This window comes from Blautia sp. aa_0143 (assembly GCF_004167315.1).
In the GTDB taxonomy this organism is placed as follows: Bacteria; Bacillota; Clostridia; order Lachnospirales; family Lachnospiraceae; genus Blautia_A; species Blautia_A fusiformis.
This window is the reverse complement of sequence record NZ_RCXU01000006.1, coordinates 73853-91601: the sequence shown is the minus strand read 5'-3', so window position 1 is coordinate 91601 and position 17749 is coordinate 73853. Positions and strand designations below refer to the sequence as shown.

Here is a 17749-nt window from a genome sequence, read left to right as displayed (position 1 = left end):
GCATTATGAGTAACAAAAAACTATACAAATCATCAGTAAACCGTATGTTATGTGGTGTCTGCGGCGGAATTGCGGAATACTTTAATATCGATCCGACTCTTGTCCGGCTGGTATGGGTAATCATCACGCTGATGGGCGGAGCTGGAATCCTGGCGTATATCATTGCGGCGATCATTATCCCGGATTAAAAATGACAGTACCCATAAAGGACGGACATATTTTTCAGAATGCATAATTTATCCGGAAATTGTCCATACTCCATAAAAAAGATGAGGAGTGTGGAAGATGAACAGGGAGAAAGAAGTAAAAGCATATCTTGAGGGAAAGCTTTCCCAGGCGGAAAAATTGAAATACGAGATTGCCGATGAGATGGGAGTTCTGGATAAAGTGATCAAAGACGGGTGGAAAAGCCTTTCTGCAAAAGAAACCGGACGGATCGGTGGTCTTATGACAAAAAAGAAGAAACATAAAAAGTAAAATACAGCCTGAAGGAACAAGGCGAAATGACGCCGGAAAAGTCCTTCGGGCTGTATTGAATTATAAGAATATTTTTCTGGAAAAAAGAAATTTTTTTGACGGTTCAGGGTGGACTGACCAGTGGAAAAGAGCTATACTGTTGAAATAACAGAGGAGGTATGAAGGAACATGGGTGAAAAAATCAACAACATTCTAAAGGGTGAGATCATCTCCTCAGTATTTTATATACTGCTGGGACTTTGCCTGATCCTGATCCCCACGCAGACGGTGGACGTGATCTGCAAAGTAGTATTCGGGCTGATCCTCATCGGAGCTGGCATTTATCATATCTATATTTACATACGTGGAAAAGCGAAAGCTACGATCATGGATCTTCTAAGTGGTGTGGTTGTTTTTGTGCTGGGGGTGTTTCTTTTTATGACACCGTCCATTGTGATCAAACTGCTTCCATGGATGCTCAGCGCATTTGTACTGGTTGACAGTCTGTGGAAGTTTAAAGGAGCCTTCCTTCTGAAAAAAGGAGGAAACGGCGCATGGAGCGTGCTTCTGATCGGAAGTCTTGTTTTCATTGCACTTGGAATCGTGATGCTGTTTGGAAGATTTCCGAAGATCATGACTCTGCTGATCTTTTCCGGCTGGGTGCTGGTGTGTGACGGAGCTGCGGATATCGTATTCTATATTATTATGAAGCTGGGGCTTCGAAAGATCGCAAAAAAAGCGGAGACAGAGAAGGAAGATTCTGGTGCAGACAGTTCAGATGCTGTAAATGAAACGGCAGATATGGATGTGCCAAATGATACAAGAACCCAGGATGAAAACGCGCCGAGTGAGCAGCAGAGTGGGAAGGAAACAGAATATCCAACAGAAACTACAGCAGAGACTACAGCGGCTATGCCGGCGCAGGATGCAGACGGATATTCTGCGGACAGAAAAGAGACAGAAGAATCCACAGAACCGGAAGAAGAGCAAAAGCAGAAGAATTCCCGCTGGGAAAAAGAACCGGAGAATGTGGAAATGAAGCTCTGGGCTGTAGGCAAAGACCAGGCGGAAACCGGCAGCCTGAAGGATCTTCTGGACGGTTCCGATGAAGAACTGGAAGAGTGGAAGGACTGACCCTTCTCTTGCATCATCTGCCATTCCGTGGTAAGATGTGCACATGAAAAATACAGATAAAAATATAAAGATACTGATGATGGATTTTTCCGGAATATATGAGGATCAGCAGTTCTGGAGGGGAAAAGAAGTATCCCGGGTGGAGGCCAGGGACATTCCCGGAACCAACTGCTACTGTGATGAGGATGCGATGAATGCCATTCGCAGCCGTATTGCCCCTTATTCTTCCGGAGGGATCCATTTTATTGATTCCGGAAACTATCACTATATGACAAGGATCTGGCTGGAAAAGATATCGGAGCCTTTCTCGCTTCTTGTATTTGACAATCACACGGATATGCAGCCGCCGGCATTCGGAGGTCTGCTTTCCTGCGGAGGATGGATCTACGATTCTGTTATGGAACTTCCATTGCTTAAAAGGGTGATCCTGATCGGCCCGGATGAGGAAGCTTTTTCCAGAGTGGAATCGGAGATTCAGGAAAAGGTGGAATTCTTGAGCAGAGAGAAGCTTCTGGAAATGGAAGAGGCGCAGGTGTGTGCGTTTGTAAGCAAGCATGTGGGAAAGCTGCCGCTGTACATTTCTGTGGATAAAGATGTTCTCTGCAAGGATGATGCGGACACGAACTGGAGCCAGGGGGATATGCGCCTGGATACGATGCTGGAATGTCTGAAGAGAGTCAGAGAAATATGTGCAGAGGGAATCCTGGGCGTGGATATCTGTGGTGAATGTGATGTAGCAGAATCTGGAAACAGCGCCTTGAATGACCGGGCCAATGCTACATTGCTGGAGTGTTTTCTGTCCGCATACGGGAGCGAAGATCATGACGGAAATAAGAATGAGATAACAGGAGGAAACCGATGAAAAATGAACTTCTTACCATCGGGCCATTTACGGTATACGGTTATGGTCTGATGATCGCCATTGGAATTGTGGCAGGCTGCCTGACTGCAGAATACAGAGCCGGAAAACAGAAGCTTGACAGTGAACAGATCTTTCCAATGATCCTGTGGTGCCTGGTGGGTGGATTTTTCTGTGCAAAGCTTCTCTTCTGGATCACAGAGTGGAAATCAATTGTTCAGGATCCGGGATTTATAATGGAAACTTTAAGCTCCGGTTTTGTGGTGTTTGGCGGTATCATCGGCGGGATACTGACGGGGCTTCTGTATTGCAGGATCAGAAAGCTTGTATTTTTTAAATACGCGGATGTGATCCTGCCATCTGTGGCACTGGCCCAGGGATTTGGACGGATCGGATGTTTCCTGGCGGGCTGCTGTTATGGAAAAGAGACAGAGAGTGTTTTTTCTGTGATATTTCAGAATTCCGAATATGCGCCCAATCACGTGGCGCTGATCCCGACGCAGTTGTATTCCAGCGGACTGGATTTTCTGCATTTTCTTTTGTTGTTGCTGATCGCACGGAACAAAAAAGAAGATGGTCAGGTTACTGCCTGTTATCTGATCTTTTATAGCATTGGACGGTTTGTGATCGAGTTTTTCCGTGGGGATATTATCCGTGGAAGTGTGGGAATTTTGTCGACTTCCCAGTTTATCAGTATTTTTACAGGGATTGCGGGGATCGTGCTGCTGATACGGATCAGGAAAAAAAGAGATAGCAAGAGCAGTGTTTAAATGGATCAGGGAAGTCCCATGTATCAGGAAAAAGTTGGACAATAGTGGTATAAGGACAGGTTTTCGCTGCATACATCTATGAAAAAGGCGAAAGCAGGCCTGTCATGCTCAGAAAAGAAGATTTTGAACCAAATATGAAAACAGAGGATAAGATCCCCGGAGCGCAGACGGAAAATCCGGCACAGAGTCAGCGCTTCGGGGATTTTATCGTGAAATATATGCAGAATGTCCAGGATACTATGGAACTTTTTCCGGGGGCATCTTTTCGGGCAATCAATGAAATTTTCGGGGTTCTTTATGTTCCGCTGGAAAGTATGGGAGAAATTGAGGTCACGGGAACCTCCTATAATTCGATCCCGAAATGCTATACCTACATGGATATGGAGGCAGCAGGGGAATCAGGGATCAACAGGTTGCACGATCACCCTTATCTGAAGCTGCGTGGAAAAGGTACTGCGGTGGCGGTGATCGATTCGGGGATTGATTATCAGAATGAAGTGTTTCGAAATGCAGGCGGCTCCAGAATCGCTTATTTATGGGATCAGTCCATAGAAGAGGAAGAACAAAATCAGTCTGGACGGGAGTTGGAAGCTGAAAATGGAGATGCAGATAATTTGCCGGGGGATGATATAGCAGATACAGAAGTTCCATATGGCAAATTATTTCGGAAAAAGGATATCGACCGGGCACTGGCTTCCGAGGAGCCGTTTGCCATCGTGCCATCCAGAGATACCAACGGCCATGGCACGGCACTGGCGGGTATTGCTGCCGGAAATATGGTACCCGGAGAAAATTTTACCGGAGCAGCGCCGGAGGCAACCCTGATCATCATCAAGGTAAAGCCGGCAAAGCAATATCTCCGGAATTTTTATCTTTATCCTCCGGAGGCAGAAGCTTTTCAGGAAAATGATGTGATGATGGCCATTGCTTTTGCGATTTCCCAGGCCAAAAAGCTGAAGATGCCACTTTCTATCTGCCTGGGGATCGGAAGCAGCCAGGGCGCGCATCTGGGGACCAATGCGTTAAGCCAGTATGTGGACTATGTGGCAAATTTTTCTCAGGTATCCGTATCTGTGGCAGCAGGAAACGAAGGAAATACAAGAAACCACAGTACGGGGATTTTTTCTCAGGGAAGGGAACAGATCGTGACAGAACTCCGTGTAGCGGAAAGAGAGCAGGGCTTTACCATAGAATTCTGGGGAGAACCGCCGGAAATCTATGAGCTTTCCATCCAGTCACCAACCGGTGAGATACTGGAAGTCAGCAGTTCCATAGGTTCCAGAACCCAGGAGCTGTCATTTGTTTTTGTGGAAACAAAGGTGTATGTGAATTATATCTTGATCGAGCGTCAGACCGGATATTCCCTGGTGTATATCCGATTTTTCCATCCGGCGTCCGGTATCTGGAAAATTTTTACCCAGGCAAGAAATCAACAGAACGTACAGTTCCATATATGGCTTCCTGTGGAAGGGCTGATCTCCCAGGATACCTATTTTCTGGAACCATCCCCCTATACCACGGTGACAGCGCCGGGAGACGCCAGGAACAGCATTACGGCAACTGCCTACCAGCATCGTGACGGAAGCATCTACATTGCAGCAGGCAGAGGCTATACGCCAGATGGCATGATCACTCCACATCTGGCAGCTCCTGGCGTTAACGTAAAAGTGCCGCTGGTACGAGGCGACTTTGGAACCCGCTCCGGAACTAGTATCTCCGCCGCACAGACCGCCGGCATCGCGGCACTTCTGTTTGAATGGGCGATCATACGGGATAACCAGCCGTTTTTTACCGGGAGCAGCGTGAAATATTATCTGCAGAGAGGCGCAAGAAGAGAAGAAAACATGCAGTACCCAAACCCGGAGTGGGGGTATGGGAAGGTGGATCTGTATCATACCTTTGAACTGCTGACGTGAGATGATGAGAATTGGAAAAAATATGAAAAGCAGAAACAGATCATTTCCTTTGGAAAGAGTAGATGCACAAGATGCATAGATATTACATTTGGAAAAATAAAAAAAGGATACGAAAGTACTAATTTTGGAAAAAATATTCATATAGATAATTCACTTTGTATCGTGTACTATAAATATATGGAAAAATTATATAATGACACAACAGGGAGGAATTTTACTTATGGAGCTTTCAACTTTGGTAAAAATGTCAAACACTTACGGAAGCAATCCGGCCTATGTTCTGGCAGGAGGCGGTAATACTTCTGTAAAAGACGATACAACACTGTATGTAAAGGGATCCGGTACACAGCTTGCTACCATTAAGGCAGAGGAATTTGTCAAAATGGACAGAGCCCGTCTGAATGAGATCATGAAAACGGAATATCCGGCGGATGATGTGAAGCGTGAATCTGCATATCTTGCAGATGTAATGGCGGCAGTGACCGATGAGGATAAAACCAAACGTCCCAGCGTGGAAGCACTGCTCCACAATCTGTTTGCCTATACGTATGTCCTGCATGTTCATCCGACACTTATCAATGGACTGACCTGCGGAAAGGGCGCAAAGGCTCTTTGCGAAGAGCTTCTTGGAAAAGATGTACTCTGGATCGATATCTGCAAACCGGGATACACACTTGCCCGCATCTGCTTCGAGAAAATGAATGCCTATAAAGAAGAAACAGGAAAAGACGTGCAGGTTCTTCTGCTTCAGAATCACGGAATTTTTGTTGCGGCTGATACTGTAGAGGAGATCGGCGTTTTATTCGATGGTGTGATCGGAAAGCTGGAAAAGCAGGTAAAGAGAATTGCGGATGTAAGTGATGCAGTTACACCTGAAAAAGAGCAGGCAGCACAGAAGCTTTCCAGTCTGCTTGGACATGCGGTGGAAGTCGTACCGGCTGCGGAGGCGGATCATTTTGTAAAAGATAAAACTGCTGCGGCACCTCTTCTGAAGCCGTTTACTCCGGATCATATTGTATATTGCGGACCTTATCCGTTATTTGTAGAAAATATTGATGAGGCGAAAAATGCGATGGATGCATTTATGGCAGAGCATGATAAAGAGCCAAGACTGATCCTGGTACAGGGCGTTGGCGCATTTATCATGGAAGATGACAAAGGAAAGGCAGCAAAGGCACAGCTTCTGGTAAAGGATGCGATCAAGCTTGCAGTGTATGCAGAGAGCTTTGGCGGTCCGCTGCAGATGACTGATGAGATCACATATTTTATCACACACTGGGAAGCAGAAGCATATCGCAGTAAGAAATAAAAAAGAAAAATATATAGAGAGAAATAAAGAAAATGCATCGGGAACTATTAGGAAATTCCCGGTGCATTTTTTATTGAATGACGGATAAACAGTTACTCAGGACAGAGTTACGCAGCAAATGTGGATATTTTTATCCGCATTACCACAAATCTTATTTCCGATACACGAACGCCGGCAGTCCATCCTCACCAACCGGAACAGTTACAGTTCCCTGGATCAGCGGGCGGGCATAGCGGATAAAGTCTTCGGTGACATCTGAGCCGTCTTCTGTGATCCATTCCACAGGGACCGTCTTTTCTTCGTTGCAGATAACGTTGACATCCTCCAGTGTACATTTCATGGAGTACGGAGAATCACTCTGACGTTTAAATGCGATCATCTTTCCGGTTTCGCCGTTCAGGGCAGCCTGTACACCAAATTCACCGGCGAGGATGCCTTCTTGCTGGTCTGTTCCGGAGAGCATAGCTGCAGAGCAGCGCTGGCTTACATTGAGCTCTACGGAGCGGGCTTTGACACCAAGACGGCTGCGTACAAGATTCTCAAGATATTTACCGCAGCCAGCAAGCATCTTGTGACCGAAGGCGTCGGTTCCGGCAGCGCTGTCGTATTCGCAGATGAAAGTGCCGTCTTTATCATGGATTCCCTCAGATACACAGACTACGACGTTGCAGTTTTTCTCGAAGGCAGCATGAACTTTCTGGAGAAATTCTTCTACATCGAAATCGGTTTCCGGAAGATAAATGAGAAGCGGATTGTCTCCAACGTATTTCCGGGCAAGGGCAGCAGCTCCGGTGAGCCAGCCTGCGTGACGTCCCATGATCTCGATGATAGTGACGGATTTTTTCTCATAGACACAGGCGTCCAGGGTGATCTCACGGACGGTGGAGGCTACGTAGCGGGCAGCACTTCCGAATCCGGGAGTATGGTCGGTGTTTACAAGATCGTTATCAATGGTCTTCGGCTCACCGAGGATACGGATGTCGCTGCCGATCTTTTCAGCATAGCGGGAAAGCTTGCTGACGGTATCCATGGAATCGTTGCCGCCGATATAAAAGAACCAGCCGATGTTCATCTCCTCGAATTTCTGAAAAAGCTTCGGATAAACCGGATCCTCCAGGGATTCCGGAAGCTTGTAACGGCAGGAGCCAAGGTAAGCGCCGGGGGTCCAGGTAAGAGCGAGAAGCTGCTCTCCCGGAAGTGCTTCCTGGAAATCAAGGACTGTTCCGTTTAAAAATCCCTCAATGCCGTTGACCATACCATAAACATGGTCAATCTCTTCTGTATGTTTAAGTGCTTCAGATACCACACCGTAAAGACTGCTGTTGATAGCTGCGGTCGGTCCGCCGGACTGTCCTGCGATAAGGTTCTTTTTTGACATTCTGATACCTCCTGGGTGTTGTTTTTTTATATTGTAACAGAAATAGGAGAAGATAACATCTAAAAAAATCACCTTTTTTATAAAAAAATTACTCTATACAAATAATTATATCATAGTAAAATAGTAGTATAGATAGAGAAAAGAGGTGAAAAAAACGATGACAGTAAAAAAAGTACAGTTTGAGAGCATGGATGAAGTGAACCGTTTTCTTGATGTGACGGAGCATTTTCCGTTTGCAGTGGATCTGAAAAGGGGAAGCAGAACGGTAAATGGCAAATCCATTCTTGGAGTTGCATCCATTGGCCTTGGAAGAGAGATGGACTTTTGTGCACATGTGCCGGAGCTTGCGCCGGAGATCACATCCAGTCTTGGTTTTTGCATGAGGTAGGTTTAAGAGGGGAAAAAATAAATAATGGTTGATCGATGGTGAATGAGGATATCGTAAGATCGCAGAGGCGATGATCGGTATCCTCATTTTTTTATAGATGACAAATGTAAGTATTTAGAAAAAAATCTAAATACTTATTGACTGGGAAATTCGAAAATGCTATATTCTATTTAGAAATATTTCTAAATACTATCTGAAAGGAGGAAGACATACACGATGGCGTTTGCGGAAACCTTCAAGGCACTTTCGGATCCTGTGCGGAGAGAAATCCTGCAGCTTCTGAAAAACGGGAAAATGTCAGCCGGTGAGATCGGAGGACATTTTGACATGACGGGTGCAACCATATCCTATCATCTGAAAATTTTGAAGAAAGCAGATCTTGTGTGGGAAACGAAGGTGAAGAATTTCGTGTATTATGAACTGAATACCACAGTTGTAGAGGAGCTGCTTCTGTGGCTCAGTGATCTGAAAGGGGGAAAGAATGATGAAAGGTGAAGAAAGAAAAGAGTTTCTGAAGGAATATAAAATGTCCCTGATCTCCGGGAGTATCCTTACGATCTCACCGTCACTGGCAGGGATCCTGCTGTGGAACCGTCTGCCGGAGAAGATCGCAACACATTTTGATCAGCACAATGTGGCCAACGGCTGGAGCAGCAAGCCGATGGCAGTTTTTGGAATTCCATTTCTGCTTTTGCTGATCCATTTGTTTTGCGTGTTTTTTACAGCCAATGATCCAAAGAGAAAAAATATCAACAGGCGTATTTTTACCATGGTCCTGTGGCTGGTTCCGGTGGTGTCTGTGATCACCTGCATGTCAATCTATGGTCTTGCTCTGGGTATGGACATTGATATAGGTGTGATCGTGAATATCATGGTGGGGATCATGTTTATCATTCTCGGAAATTACGTTCATAAGGTGAAACAGAATTATACAGTGGGAATGAAGCTTCCCTGGACCTTGAACAGCGAGGAGAACTGGAACCGTACCAACCGTATGACAGGCTGGATACTGATCCTGTCAGGGCTGCTTTTTCTTATGAATTCGCTGCTCCTGAAAACGGAAATTGTTTTTGCGGTAATTTTGCTGGTCATCCTTGTGCCAATGATCTATTCATTTATTCTTTATAAAAAGGGAATCTGAGAAAATAATTTCGGACCGTCACTGTCAGAAAAAAGGCAGTGGCGGCTTCTTTTTTATCAAAAAATAATGTTCAAACAAAGCGGTACGTGATATGATAATGTCATACAAAAGCATTTTCTCGAACACTATAAACAGACAGCAGACAGGAGGGATCATTATGACAGAATTAAGCCGTTTTCAAAAAGATGTGGAAGTTGCTGCCACTGCTCTTGAAATGCGGGCGGAGAACGAGGATGCCAAAGAAGAGGCCATTCATCTTTACCGGAAATTCGGAAGTACCAAGCAGGAGCCGCTGCGGCTGGCAGTTGCCCTGCGGGGATATTTTCTGGAGGAAGGTGTGGAGGAAGAGGAACGCGCGCATTATGGAGCATATCTTAAGAAAAGGATCCGTCCGGCTGTGGAACGCCTGATCCTGGAAGATGACTGGGAAAAGATCGAGAAGCTTTATGAGAACGAATGGTTTGGGGAACAGGAGCTGGAGGTGTTCCTGAAACTGGCTGAAGAGTGGAGGAGACCTGCAGCGCTGATGGGACTTCTCCATTTGAAAAAAGCAAATTATGGATTTAAAGAGAAGGAATTTGAATTGTAAATAAATCTGGTGAAAAACTATAGCAATCCAATAAATTATTGCACATAATTACACGAATGAAACCACCCTATGCAGTCCTTTGGACGAATTGTTAAAAATCCTTTTGAAATAGCTGATGGTAATTCCGATGCAATCCGTATCTTTTCTTTCCTTAAAAATGCTTTGAGTTTTGACCACATCTTTTCAATCGGATTCAGATCCGGACTATACGGGGGTAAATACAGATAGGTTACTTTTGAGCTGTCCAGTAGCTGTTTCACCACTTTTGCATGATGGGAACGCATATTATCCATAACGATAATGTCTGCTTCTGAAAGCGTCGGCAGCAACTTTGTTTTCAGGTATTCTGCAAACCGCTCTGCAGTAGTTCCTCCCTGATAGACTGTATAGGCACAGTCTCCATTCAGACGTATGGAAGAAAGAACGGTTGTATTGCAGGGCGTGTTGAGTGGAGTTTTATCTACTGCTCTCCGGTTTTTCCATGCTCTGGCATAATGTCGCGTCATATTGATGTTTACTCCGCTTTCGTCCAGAAAGACCAGATGATTTATGTCTCTCTCCGACATATGTTTTTTCCAGTTTCTGCGTTTTTCCCTGACATCGGGGACGCTCCTGCTCTGAGGTATGAAGAGATTTTTTCTTGTAAGAATACCCGAGTTTAATAACTGCCTTGCGGACTGTTTCATTACAAACATGCAGACCAAGTTTATCGATGATTTCATCAATTGTGATATCTGGTTCCTGCTGAACCACCCGGTCAATATTTTGGATATCTTACGGTGTCAGGGCATGTTTACGTCCTCTCTGTGATGTTCTTGTTTTTACAGAACCTGTTTCACGCATTTGTTTTTCCAGGCGGTAAACAGTACTGGTATTCACAGAAAAACACTCTGGGATTTCTTTTGCATTGTGCGTTTTATTCCAAGCTTCAATAAGTAGTTTACGTGTTTCATCATGTAATATAATAATCACCTCTTGACTCTATCATAGTCCTGTTGTCAAGAGTGTGCAGTATTTTTTTGGAGTGCTATAGTTTGATCAGAAGGACAGGAGGCGGATTCGGTGGACCGGAATCAGGAAGAACTGGGAATACATATCCTGGAAAATGTGAGGAACGAACTGTACTACTATTTTCCATATCTGGACGGTGCTTTTGCCTGCATTTCCGGGAAGGGTTCGGAAGAGACCAGAACCATTGGAACAGACGGAGAGTTCTTCCTTTTTTCTCCGGAATATCTGCTGGAACTTTATGTGAAAAAGCCGGAGGCAGTGCGACGAGGGTATTTGCATATGTTGCTGCACTGCCTGTATCTGCATCTTTTTCGGGAAAATCAGGAAGACAGACGTTTATGGAACCTAGCCTGTGATATTGCGGTGGAACAGATCATTTCCAGAGAAAAGATCCCGGTTCTGGAGACAGGTGGAAATGAAAAAAAAATCCGGAAAAAAGTTTTCCATATGCTTGGAAACGGCGCGGATTCCGCAGAAAAGATCTGCCAGAAACTGAAAGATCAGGTATTTCCATTTCGATTGGAAGAGATGGAAGAAGCGTTCCATTTTGATGATCACTCACTATGGGATGCCTGCACAGGAGAAAAAGGAAAAAGAACAAAGGAAAAATGGAACAAGCTTCTTTCCTATACTGCCGCAAACCGTCAGGATCACCGGAAACGGCGGGGAAGTCAGAAAGGGGACCAGAAGGAAGAGGCAGGAACGGTAAGATCCGGAAGATACGATTACAAAAAATTTCTCCGTCAGTTTTCTGTGCTGCGGGAAGAGGTGGAGCTGGATACGGAAAGCTTTGATTATATTTTTTATAATTACGGGATGGAGCATTATGGAAATCTTCCGCTGATCGAGCCGCTGGAATATAAGGAAGTGAACCGTCTGGAGGAGCTGGTGATCGCCATTGATACTTCCGGCTCCTGTGATGGAGAGACTGTGCGGAGATTCCTTGGAGAAACGTATTCCATTCTCAGTGAAAAAGAGAATTTTTTCCATAAAATGAAGGTGTACCTGATCCAGTGTGACTGCTGTATCCAGGATGTTAAGGTGATCCATTCCGAGGAAGAATGGAAGGAATACAGCAAAAATATCACCATACAGGGCCGGGGCGGAACAGATTTCCGGCCGGTGTTCCGGTATGTGAAGGAGCAGCAGGAGAAAAAAGAAATCCGCAGTCTTAAGGCTCTGATCTATTTTACAGACGGGGATGGGATATATCCCGGAAGCAAACCGGATTATGAAACGGCCTTTGTATTTTTACATAAAACAGAAAAAATGGAGCTTGTTCCGCCCTGGGCGATCCGGCTTGTGGCAGAACAGGAAGGAGTGCGTTACAGAACATGAACATAAAAGAGGCAAAAGAAGAGATCAAACATACCTTACTGGCTTACAACCGGAAGGATGCAGCCGGACGCTACACATTTCCCAAACTCCGGCAGCGTCCCGTCCTGCTTATGGGGCCTCCCGGAATCGGGAAAACAGCGATCATGGAGCAGGTGGCAGAGGAATGTAATGTAGGTCTGGTAGCCTATACCATTACCCATCATACAAGACAGAGTGCGGTAGGACTGCCAAGGATCGTGACCCGGTGCTACAACGGAAAAGAGGTCAGCATCACAGAGTATACCTTAAGCGAGATCATTGCTTCTGTGTATGATTGTATGGAACGTACCGGAAAGAAGGAGGGAATCCTGTTTATCGATGAAATCAACTGTGTCTCCGAGACACTTGCGCCTACCATGCTGCAGTTCCTTCAGAACAAGACCTTCGGAAGCCACAGTGTGCCGGAAGGATGGCTGATCGCGGCAGCAGGAAATCCTCCGGAATATAATAAATCGGTCCGGGAGTTTGATATTGTAACACTGGACCGTGTGCGGAGGATGGATATCGAGGCAGATCTTGAGGTGTGGATGGAGTATGCCTGGAAAAAGGAGATCCACGGATCGATCCTGGCTTATCTCGGCATGAAAAAGGATCATTTTTATTCTGTGGAAAATACAGTGGACGGGAAATTCTTCGTGACAGCAAGAGGCTGGGAAGACCTGTCTGAGATCCTGAAGGCTTATGAGGAGCTGGGCGTGGAGATCACAGAGAATCTGGTCGGGGAGTATTTATGCAGAGAGGAGATCGCAAGAAGCTTTTTTGCCAGCTATCAGCTGTACCGGAAGTACGGAGAGGACTATGGCCTGGAACGTCTGCTTTCCGGAGAGATGCCGGAGGAGGAACAGCAGAAAAAGGTAAAAATGGCGAAGGAAGCTTCCTTTGAGGAACGCTTCCTTGTGACAGGGCTTCTGCTTGACGGTCTGAACGGAGGTTTTCTGACCTATGAGAAGATGGATGGTGAGACAGGTGCTGTTTATCAGGAACTTCTGCATCTGAAAGCTTTTCTTCAGGATAAAAAGGACATGACAGCGCTGGATGAATTTACAGATATGAAGAAGAAAAGTCTGGCTGTCCGTCTGGAGGCGGAGCTTCTTACCGCAGATCAGCAGACTACAGAAGAGCTTGTGATCCGCACTCTGGAGGAATTCAGCCTTACTATCCGAAAGGAGCATATCACAGAAACAGAGGCTGGCTTTGAACGGATCCGGCAGCTGTTTACGGAAATGGCGGAGAAGAGAAAGGCCTGTGCGAAAAAGATCAGCGGGGAGCTGGAACAGGCATTTGCATTTATGAAGGAATGCTTCGGGGACGGACAGGAAACGGTGCTTTTTGTCACCGGACTGACCCGGAACAGCCATGCGGCGGCCTTTATCCGAGAGTATGGCTGTGATCCTTATTTTGCCTGCAGTGAGAAGCTTCTTTACCGGAAACAGGAGAAAAAGCTTCAGGAGGAATGTGCATCACTATTAGAAATATGAATGATCCCTTAACGAATACTTATGACTGAAAGGGGCCTGATATCTTGACAGGAGGGCTTGTGAGGTGATACGGTAACGGTGTCGAAAACAAAAATCAAATAACCGAATGATGAGGTGTGAGAACATGCAGGAATTAAAACCAATCAAAGAAGGTAAAGTACGTGAGATCTATGACAATGGAGACAGTCTGATCATGGTTGCAACAGACCGTATCAGCTGCTTTGACGTAATTCTGAATAACGAAGTTACAAAGAAAGGTGCTGTACTGACCCAGATGTCCAAATTCTGGTTTGACATGACTGAGGACATTCTTCCGAACCACATGATCTCTGTAGATACCAAGGATATGCCGGAGTTTTTCCAGCAGGAGAAATTCGAAGGAAAATCCATGATGTGCCGTAAACTGAACATGCTTCCGATCGAGTGTATCGTACGTGGATATATCACAGGAAGCGGCTGGGCAAGCTATAAGGAGAACGGCACTGTATGCGGCATCAAGCTTCCGGAGGGACTGAAGGAATCCGACAAGCTGCCTGAGCCGATCTACACACCATCTACCAAGGCTGAGATCGGTGATCACGATGAGAATATTTCCTTTGAGCAGAGTATCGATCATCTTGAGAAATACTTCCCAGGAAAAGGACGCGAGTATGCAGAAAAGCTTCGTGACAACACCATTGCTCTTTACAAAAAATGTGCAGAGTATGCACTCAGCAAGGGAATCATCATTGCAGATACAAAATTCGAGTTTGGTCTTGATGAGGACGGAAACATGGTTATCGGTGATGAGATGCTGACACCGGACAGCTCCCGTTTCTGGCCGGCAGAAGGCTATGAACCAGGACATGGTCAGCCATCCTTTGACAAACAGTTTGCACGTGACTGGCTGAAAGCCAATCCGGACAACGACTGGACACTTCCGCAGGAGATCGTTGACAAGACTATTGAGAAATATCTCCAGGCATACAAAATGCTTACAGGAAAAGAACTGGCCTGAAAAATAACAGCAGCTCTGAAATAGAATATACCTTACAAGCCGCTTCGGATGCCCATTCCGAGGCGGCTTCTTTCTGTATAAAACAGGACAAAAACAAAACGGTTGCAAGAAAACGGAGGGATATTTATAATAAATACAGAAACCAGATGATCCTGACAGATTTAAAGGAGTGTGATTATGAGCAGGAAAAACAAGGTGAAAAAGAAAAAAACAGTTGGAGATCATATTCTGACGATCGTTCTGATCGTGGCAATCTGTATTTTCTGTTATGCAGCTTTTAACCTTTATCATATTTATACAGAATATAAAAAAGGAACCGATGAATATAACAGCATTTCCGAAATGGCAGTGACAGAACGTGATCCGGACCAGGTGGAAGAGATAGATCAGCCGGATGAACAGCCTGTAGCACCTGTGAGCATTGATTTTGATTCTCTCAGGAGTATCAATGAGGATGTGATCGGCTGGATCTATATGGAAGCATTGCCTGAGATCAGTTATCCGGTGGTACAGGGAGAGGATAATAATTTTTATCTGCACCAGACATATGAGAAAAATTATAATTTTGCGGGAACGATCTTTATTGATTATGAGAACAAAAGAGATTTCAGCGATTGTAATACCCTGGTGTACGGACACAACATGAAGAATGGTTCCATGTTTGGAATGCTGAAAAAGTACAGAGCGGATGAGACGCTTTATAATACCAGCAAATATTTCTGGATCCTCACACCGGAAAAAGATTACCGGTATGAGATCATTGCAGCGTATACGACTTCTGTAAACAGCGATACGTATACCTTATTTAAAGGACCTGGCAAAGAGTTTCTGGAATATGAGAAAAAAATGTTCCAGAATTCGGAGATCAGAACAGATGCCACTGCAAGTGAAGCCAATGTGAAGGATAAGATCGTTACATTATCAACCTGTACCGGCAATCAGGCAACACGTTTTGTGGTACAGGGAAAAAGAGTGAATGCGGTGAACCCACAGTAGAGCTTTTGCGGATAAGTTTGGGAGGAAATGATATGGGAAATGAGATAGAAAAATTACAAAAGATCATTGATGAGAGCAGAAATATTGTATTTTTCGGCGGCGCAGGTGTTTCAACAGAAAGCGGGATCCCGGATTTTCGAAGCCAGGACGGACTGTATAACCAGAAATATGATTACCCGCCGGAGACGATCTTAAGCCATACATTTTTTATGCGAAAACCTGAGGAATTCTTTAAATTTTACAGAGATAAGATGCTTTGTGATACTGCAAAACCGAATGCGGCACATCTTAAGCTGGCGGAGATGGAGCAAACAGGAAAGCTGAAGGCTGTGATCACTCAGAATATCGATAATCTTCACCAGATGGCAGGAAGTAAAAAGGTCCTGGAGCTCCACGGAAGCGTTTACCGAAATCATTGTATGAAATGCGGGAAATTCTATGATTTTAAATATATGAAGGAATCGAAAGGTGTTCCGCGGTGTAGCTGCGGCGGCATGATCAAGCCGGATGTGGTCCTTTATGAGGAAGGGCTGGATGACTATACGATCCAGGAATCAGTAAGAGTGATCTCGGAGGCGGAGGTGCTGATCATTGGGGGAACTTCTCTGGCGGTATATCCGGCAGCAGGCCTGATCGATTATTTCCGGGGAAATCATCTGGTGGTGATCAATAAGGCACCGACACCGAGGGATAAATATGCGGATCTTCTTATTAAAGAACCGATCGGGCAGGTGTTTTCTCAGATAAGAGTCTGAAAATATGGGAACCTGGGATGATCTGCAAATTAAAAATGAGGAGTATCAAATGGGATTAAATTATGAAGTTGGAGATATTGTCACACTGAAGAAGGCTCATCCCTGTGGCAGTAAAGAATGGGAAATCCTTCGCGTAGGAGCGGATTTCCGCCTGAAATGCAAGGGCTGCGGACATCAGATCATGGTGGCACGTAAGCTGGTTGAGAAAAATACACGAGATTTGAAAAAAATTGAAAAAAATTAAATTTATGCTTTACATCACGGGAGAGATGTGCTAGAATCAACAATCGTGATATATTTCATATCCTTGCTCTTTGACAGGCAAAGGGCCAAAAGACCATAAGGAGGTTAAGACAAGCATGAACAAGTACGAGTTAGCATTAGTTGTGAGCGCTAAGCTTGAGGACGAAGCACGTGACGCTGTAGTTGAGAAAGCAAAAGGCTACATCACACGTTACAACGGCGTGATCACAGAAGTTGAAGAATGGGGTAAGAAGAAATTAGCTTACGAGATTCAGAAAATGCATGAAGGCTTCTACTATTTTATTCAGTTTGAAGCAGATTCTCAGTGCCCGGCGGAGATCGAGAGACATGTCCGCATCATGGACAATGTATTAAGATACCTGGTTGTCAAGAAAGAGGCATAATTTTTGCAGCGGATTTTTGAAAACACCATTAAGAACCTGTTCAGTTAAGTGAAATCATAAGAGAGGTAGAACGATGAACAAAGTAATATTAATGGGACGCTTGACAAGAGATCCTGAGGTAAGATATTCCGCAGGAGAAAATGCCCTGGCAATCGCCAGATATACACTGGCAGTTGATCGCAGATTCCGTCGTGACGGAGAGGCAAGTGCTGATTTTATCAGCTGTGTTTCTTTCGGACGTACAGCAGAATTTGCGGAAAAGTATTTCAGACAGGGACTGAAAATTGCAGTTACGGGACGTATCCAGACAGGAAGCTATACGAACCGTGAGGGACAGAAGGTTTATACGACAGAGGTTGTTGTTGAGGATCAGGAATTTGCTGAGAGCAAAGCATCAAGCGACAGCTATGCAGCAGCTCATCCGAGAACAGAGGCAGCACCTGCAACGTCTATGCCGAGTCCGAGCGCAGCAAGCGCCGACGGCTTCATGAACATTCCAGATGGAATTGATGAGGAGCTGCCGTTCAATTAGAACATCTGATCAAGAC

At 45.1% G+C, this 17749-nt stretch carries 21 protein-coding genes; 19 read left to right on the top strand and 2 right to left on the bottom strand.

What is annotated here, in order from left to right; all coding sequences use genetic code 11:
- The first annotated feature begins 5 nt into the window (after positions 1 to 5).
- The 7 genes from EAI83_RS04300 to EAI83_RS04270 all read left to right on the top strand — a co-directional run bounded on the left by EAI83_RS04300 (position 6) and on the right by EAI83_RS04270 (position 6444).
- On the top strand, positions 6 to 188 hold the full coding sequence (locus tag EAI83_RS04300) for a PspC domain-containing protein (protein ID WP_015527206.1): 183 nt from the start codon (positions 6 to 8) through the stop codon (positions 186 to 188).
- 97 nt (positions 189 to 285) lie between these two features.
- Positions 286 to 477: a small, acid-soluble spore protein, alpha/beta type gene (locus EAI83_RS04295; protein ID WP_015527205.1), complete on the top strand. Its 192-nt coding sequence runs from the start codon at positions 286 to 288 to the stop codon at positions 475 to 477.
- 168 nt (positions 478 to 645) lie between these two features.
- Positions 646 to 1590, top strand: a complete 945-nt coding sequence (locus EAI83_RS04290; protein WP_129974661.1) for a DUF308 domain-containing protein — start codon at positions 646 to 648, stop codon at positions 1588 to 1590.
- Positions 1591 to 1633: 43 nt separating this feature from the next.
- Entirely contained in the window at positions 1634 to 2452 is an 819-nt protein-coding gene (locus tag EAI83_RS04285; RefSeq protein WP_015527203.1) for an arginase family protein, read from the top strand.
- Positions 2449 to 3219 carry a prolipoprotein diacylglyceryl transferase gene (locus EAI83_RS04280; RefSeq protein ID WP_129974660.1) on the top strand — a complete coding sequence of 257 codons (771 nt, stop codon included), beginning with the start codon at positions 2449 to 2451 and terminating at the stop codon, positions 3217 to 3219. Before EAI83_RS04285 ends, EAI83_RS04280 begins: the two co-directional genes overlap by 4 nt.
- A gap of 104 nt (positions 3220 to 3323) precedes the next feature.
- Entirely contained in the window at positions 3324 to 5135 is a 1812-nt protein-coding gene (locus EAI83_RS04275; RefSeq protein WP_015527201.1) for a S8 family peptidase, read from the top strand.
- Between the two features lie 220 nt (positions 5136 to 5355).
- Positions 5356 to 6444, top strand: coding sequence for a class II aldolase/adducin family protein (locus tag EAI83_RS04270; RefSeq protein ID WP_044961478.1), 1089 nt, complete (start codon positions 5356 to 5358; stop codon positions 6442 to 6444).
- A gap of 151 nt (positions 6445 to 6595) precedes the next feature.
- On the opposite strand, the gene EAI83_RS04265 is transcribed toward EAI83_RS04270, so the two are convergent.
- A complete protein-coding gene (locus EAI83_RS04265) occupies positions 6596 to 7822 on the bottom strand; it encodes a 6-phosphofructokinase (protein WP_129974659.1) in 1227 nt (408 codons plus the stop codon).
- 157 nt (positions 7823 to 7979) lie between these two features.
- On the opposite strand from EAI83_RS04265, the gene EAI83_RS04260 reads away from it, so the two are divergent.
- From EAI83_RS04260 to EAI83_RS04245, 4 genes are all read left to right on the top strand, one after another.
- The gene (locus EAI83_RS04260) at positions 7980 to 8210 is read left to right on the top strand and encodes an HPr family phosphocarrier protein (RefSeq protein WP_015527198.1); all 231 of its coding nucleotides are present in this window, start codon (positions 7980 to 7982) and stop codon (positions 8208 to 8210) included.
- A gap of 216 nt (positions 8211 to 8426) precedes the next feature.
- The gene (locus tag EAI83_RS04255; protein WP_015527197.1) at positions 8427 to 8705 is read left to right on the top strand and encodes an autorepressor SdpR family transcription factor; all 279 of its coding nucleotides are present in this window, start codon (positions 8427 to 8429) and stop codon (positions 8703 to 8705) included.
- Positions 8692 to 9351: an SdpI family protein gene (locus EAI83_RS04250; RefSeq protein WP_326929022.1), complete on the top strand. Its 660-nt coding sequence runs from the start codon at positions 8692 to 8694 to the stop codon at positions 9349 to 9351. Before EAI83_RS04255 ends, EAI83_RS04250 begins: the two co-directional genes overlap by 14 nt.
- A gap of 157 nt (positions 9352 to 9508) precedes the next feature.
- Positions 9509 to 9940: a hypothetical protein gene (locus EAI83_RS04245; protein ID WP_015527195.1), complete on the top strand. Its 432-nt coding sequence runs from the start codon at positions 9509 to 9511 to the stop codon at positions 9938 to 9940.
- A gap of 35 nt (positions 9941 to 9975) precedes the next feature.
- On the opposite strand, the gene EAI83_RS04240 is transcribed toward EAI83_RS04245, so the two are convergent.
- Positions 9976 to 10506: an IS630 family transposase gene (locus EAI83_RS04240; protein WP_084449127.1), complete on the bottom strand. Its 531-nt coding sequence runs from the start codon at positions 10504 to 10506 to the stop codon at positions 9976 to 9978.
- Positions 10507 to 11002: 496 nt separating this feature from the next.
- Here EAI83_RS04240 and EAI83_RS04235 point away from each other — a divergent pair, with 496 nt between their 5' ends.
- From EAI83_RS04235 to EAI83_RS04200, 8 genes are all read left to right on the top strand, one after another.
- On the top strand, positions 11003 to 12289 hold the full coding sequence (locus tag EAI83_RS04235) for a vWA domain-containing protein (protein ID WP_021651404.1): 1287 nt from the start codon (positions 11003 to 11005) through the stop codon (positions 12287 to 12289).
- A complete protein-coding gene (locus tag EAI83_RS04230; protein WP_118752993.1) occupies positions 12286 to 13806 on the top strand; it encodes an AAA family ATPase in 1521 nt (506 codons plus the stop codon). Before EAI83_RS04235 ends, EAI83_RS04230 begins: the two co-directional genes overlap by 4 nt.
- 124 nt (positions 13807 to 13930) lie before the next feature.
- Positions 13931 to 14803 (top strand): phosphoribosylaminoimidazolesuccinocarboxamide synthase, encoded by an 873-nt coding sequence (locus tag EAI83_RS04225; protein WP_015527192.1) that lies wholly within the window; start codon positions 13931 to 13933, stop codon positions 14801 to 14803.
- A 177-nt stretch (positions 14804 to 14980) separates the two neighbouring features.
- Positions 14981 to 15799 carry a class B sortase gene (gene srtB / locus EAI83_RS04220; protein ID WP_021651401.1) on the top strand — a complete coding sequence of 273 codons (819 nt, stop codon included), beginning with the start codon at positions 14981 to 14983 and terminating at the stop codon, positions 15797 to 15799.
- A 32-nt stretch (positions 15800 to 15831) separates the two neighbouring features.
- On the top strand, positions 15832 to 16554 hold the full coding sequence (locus tag EAI83_RS04215; protein ID WP_110103217.1) for an NAD-dependent protein deacylase: 723 nt from the start codon (positions 15832 to 15834) through the stop codon (positions 16552 to 16554).
- 49 nt (positions 16555 to 16603) lie between these two features.
- Positions 16604 to 16798, top strand: coding sequence for a DUF951 domain-containing protein (locus EAI83_RS04210; RefSeq protein WP_022426426.1), 195 nt, complete (start codon positions 16604 to 16606; stop codon positions 16796 to 16798).
- A gap of 115 nt (positions 16799 to 16913) precedes the next feature.
- On the top strand, positions 16914 to 17201 hold the full coding sequence (gene rpsF / locus EAI83_RS04205) for a 30S ribosomal protein S6 (RefSeq protein WP_015527189.1): 288 nt from the start codon (positions 16914 to 16916) through the stop codon (positions 17199 to 17201).
- 73 nt (positions 17202 to 17274) lie between these two features.
- On the top strand, positions 17275 to 17733 hold the full coding sequence (locus EAI83_RS04200; RefSeq protein ID WP_015527188.1) for a single-stranded DNA-binding protein: 459 nt from the start codon (positions 17275 to 17277) through the stop codon (positions 17731 to 17733).
- Positions 17734 to 17749: the final 16 nt, after the last annotated feature.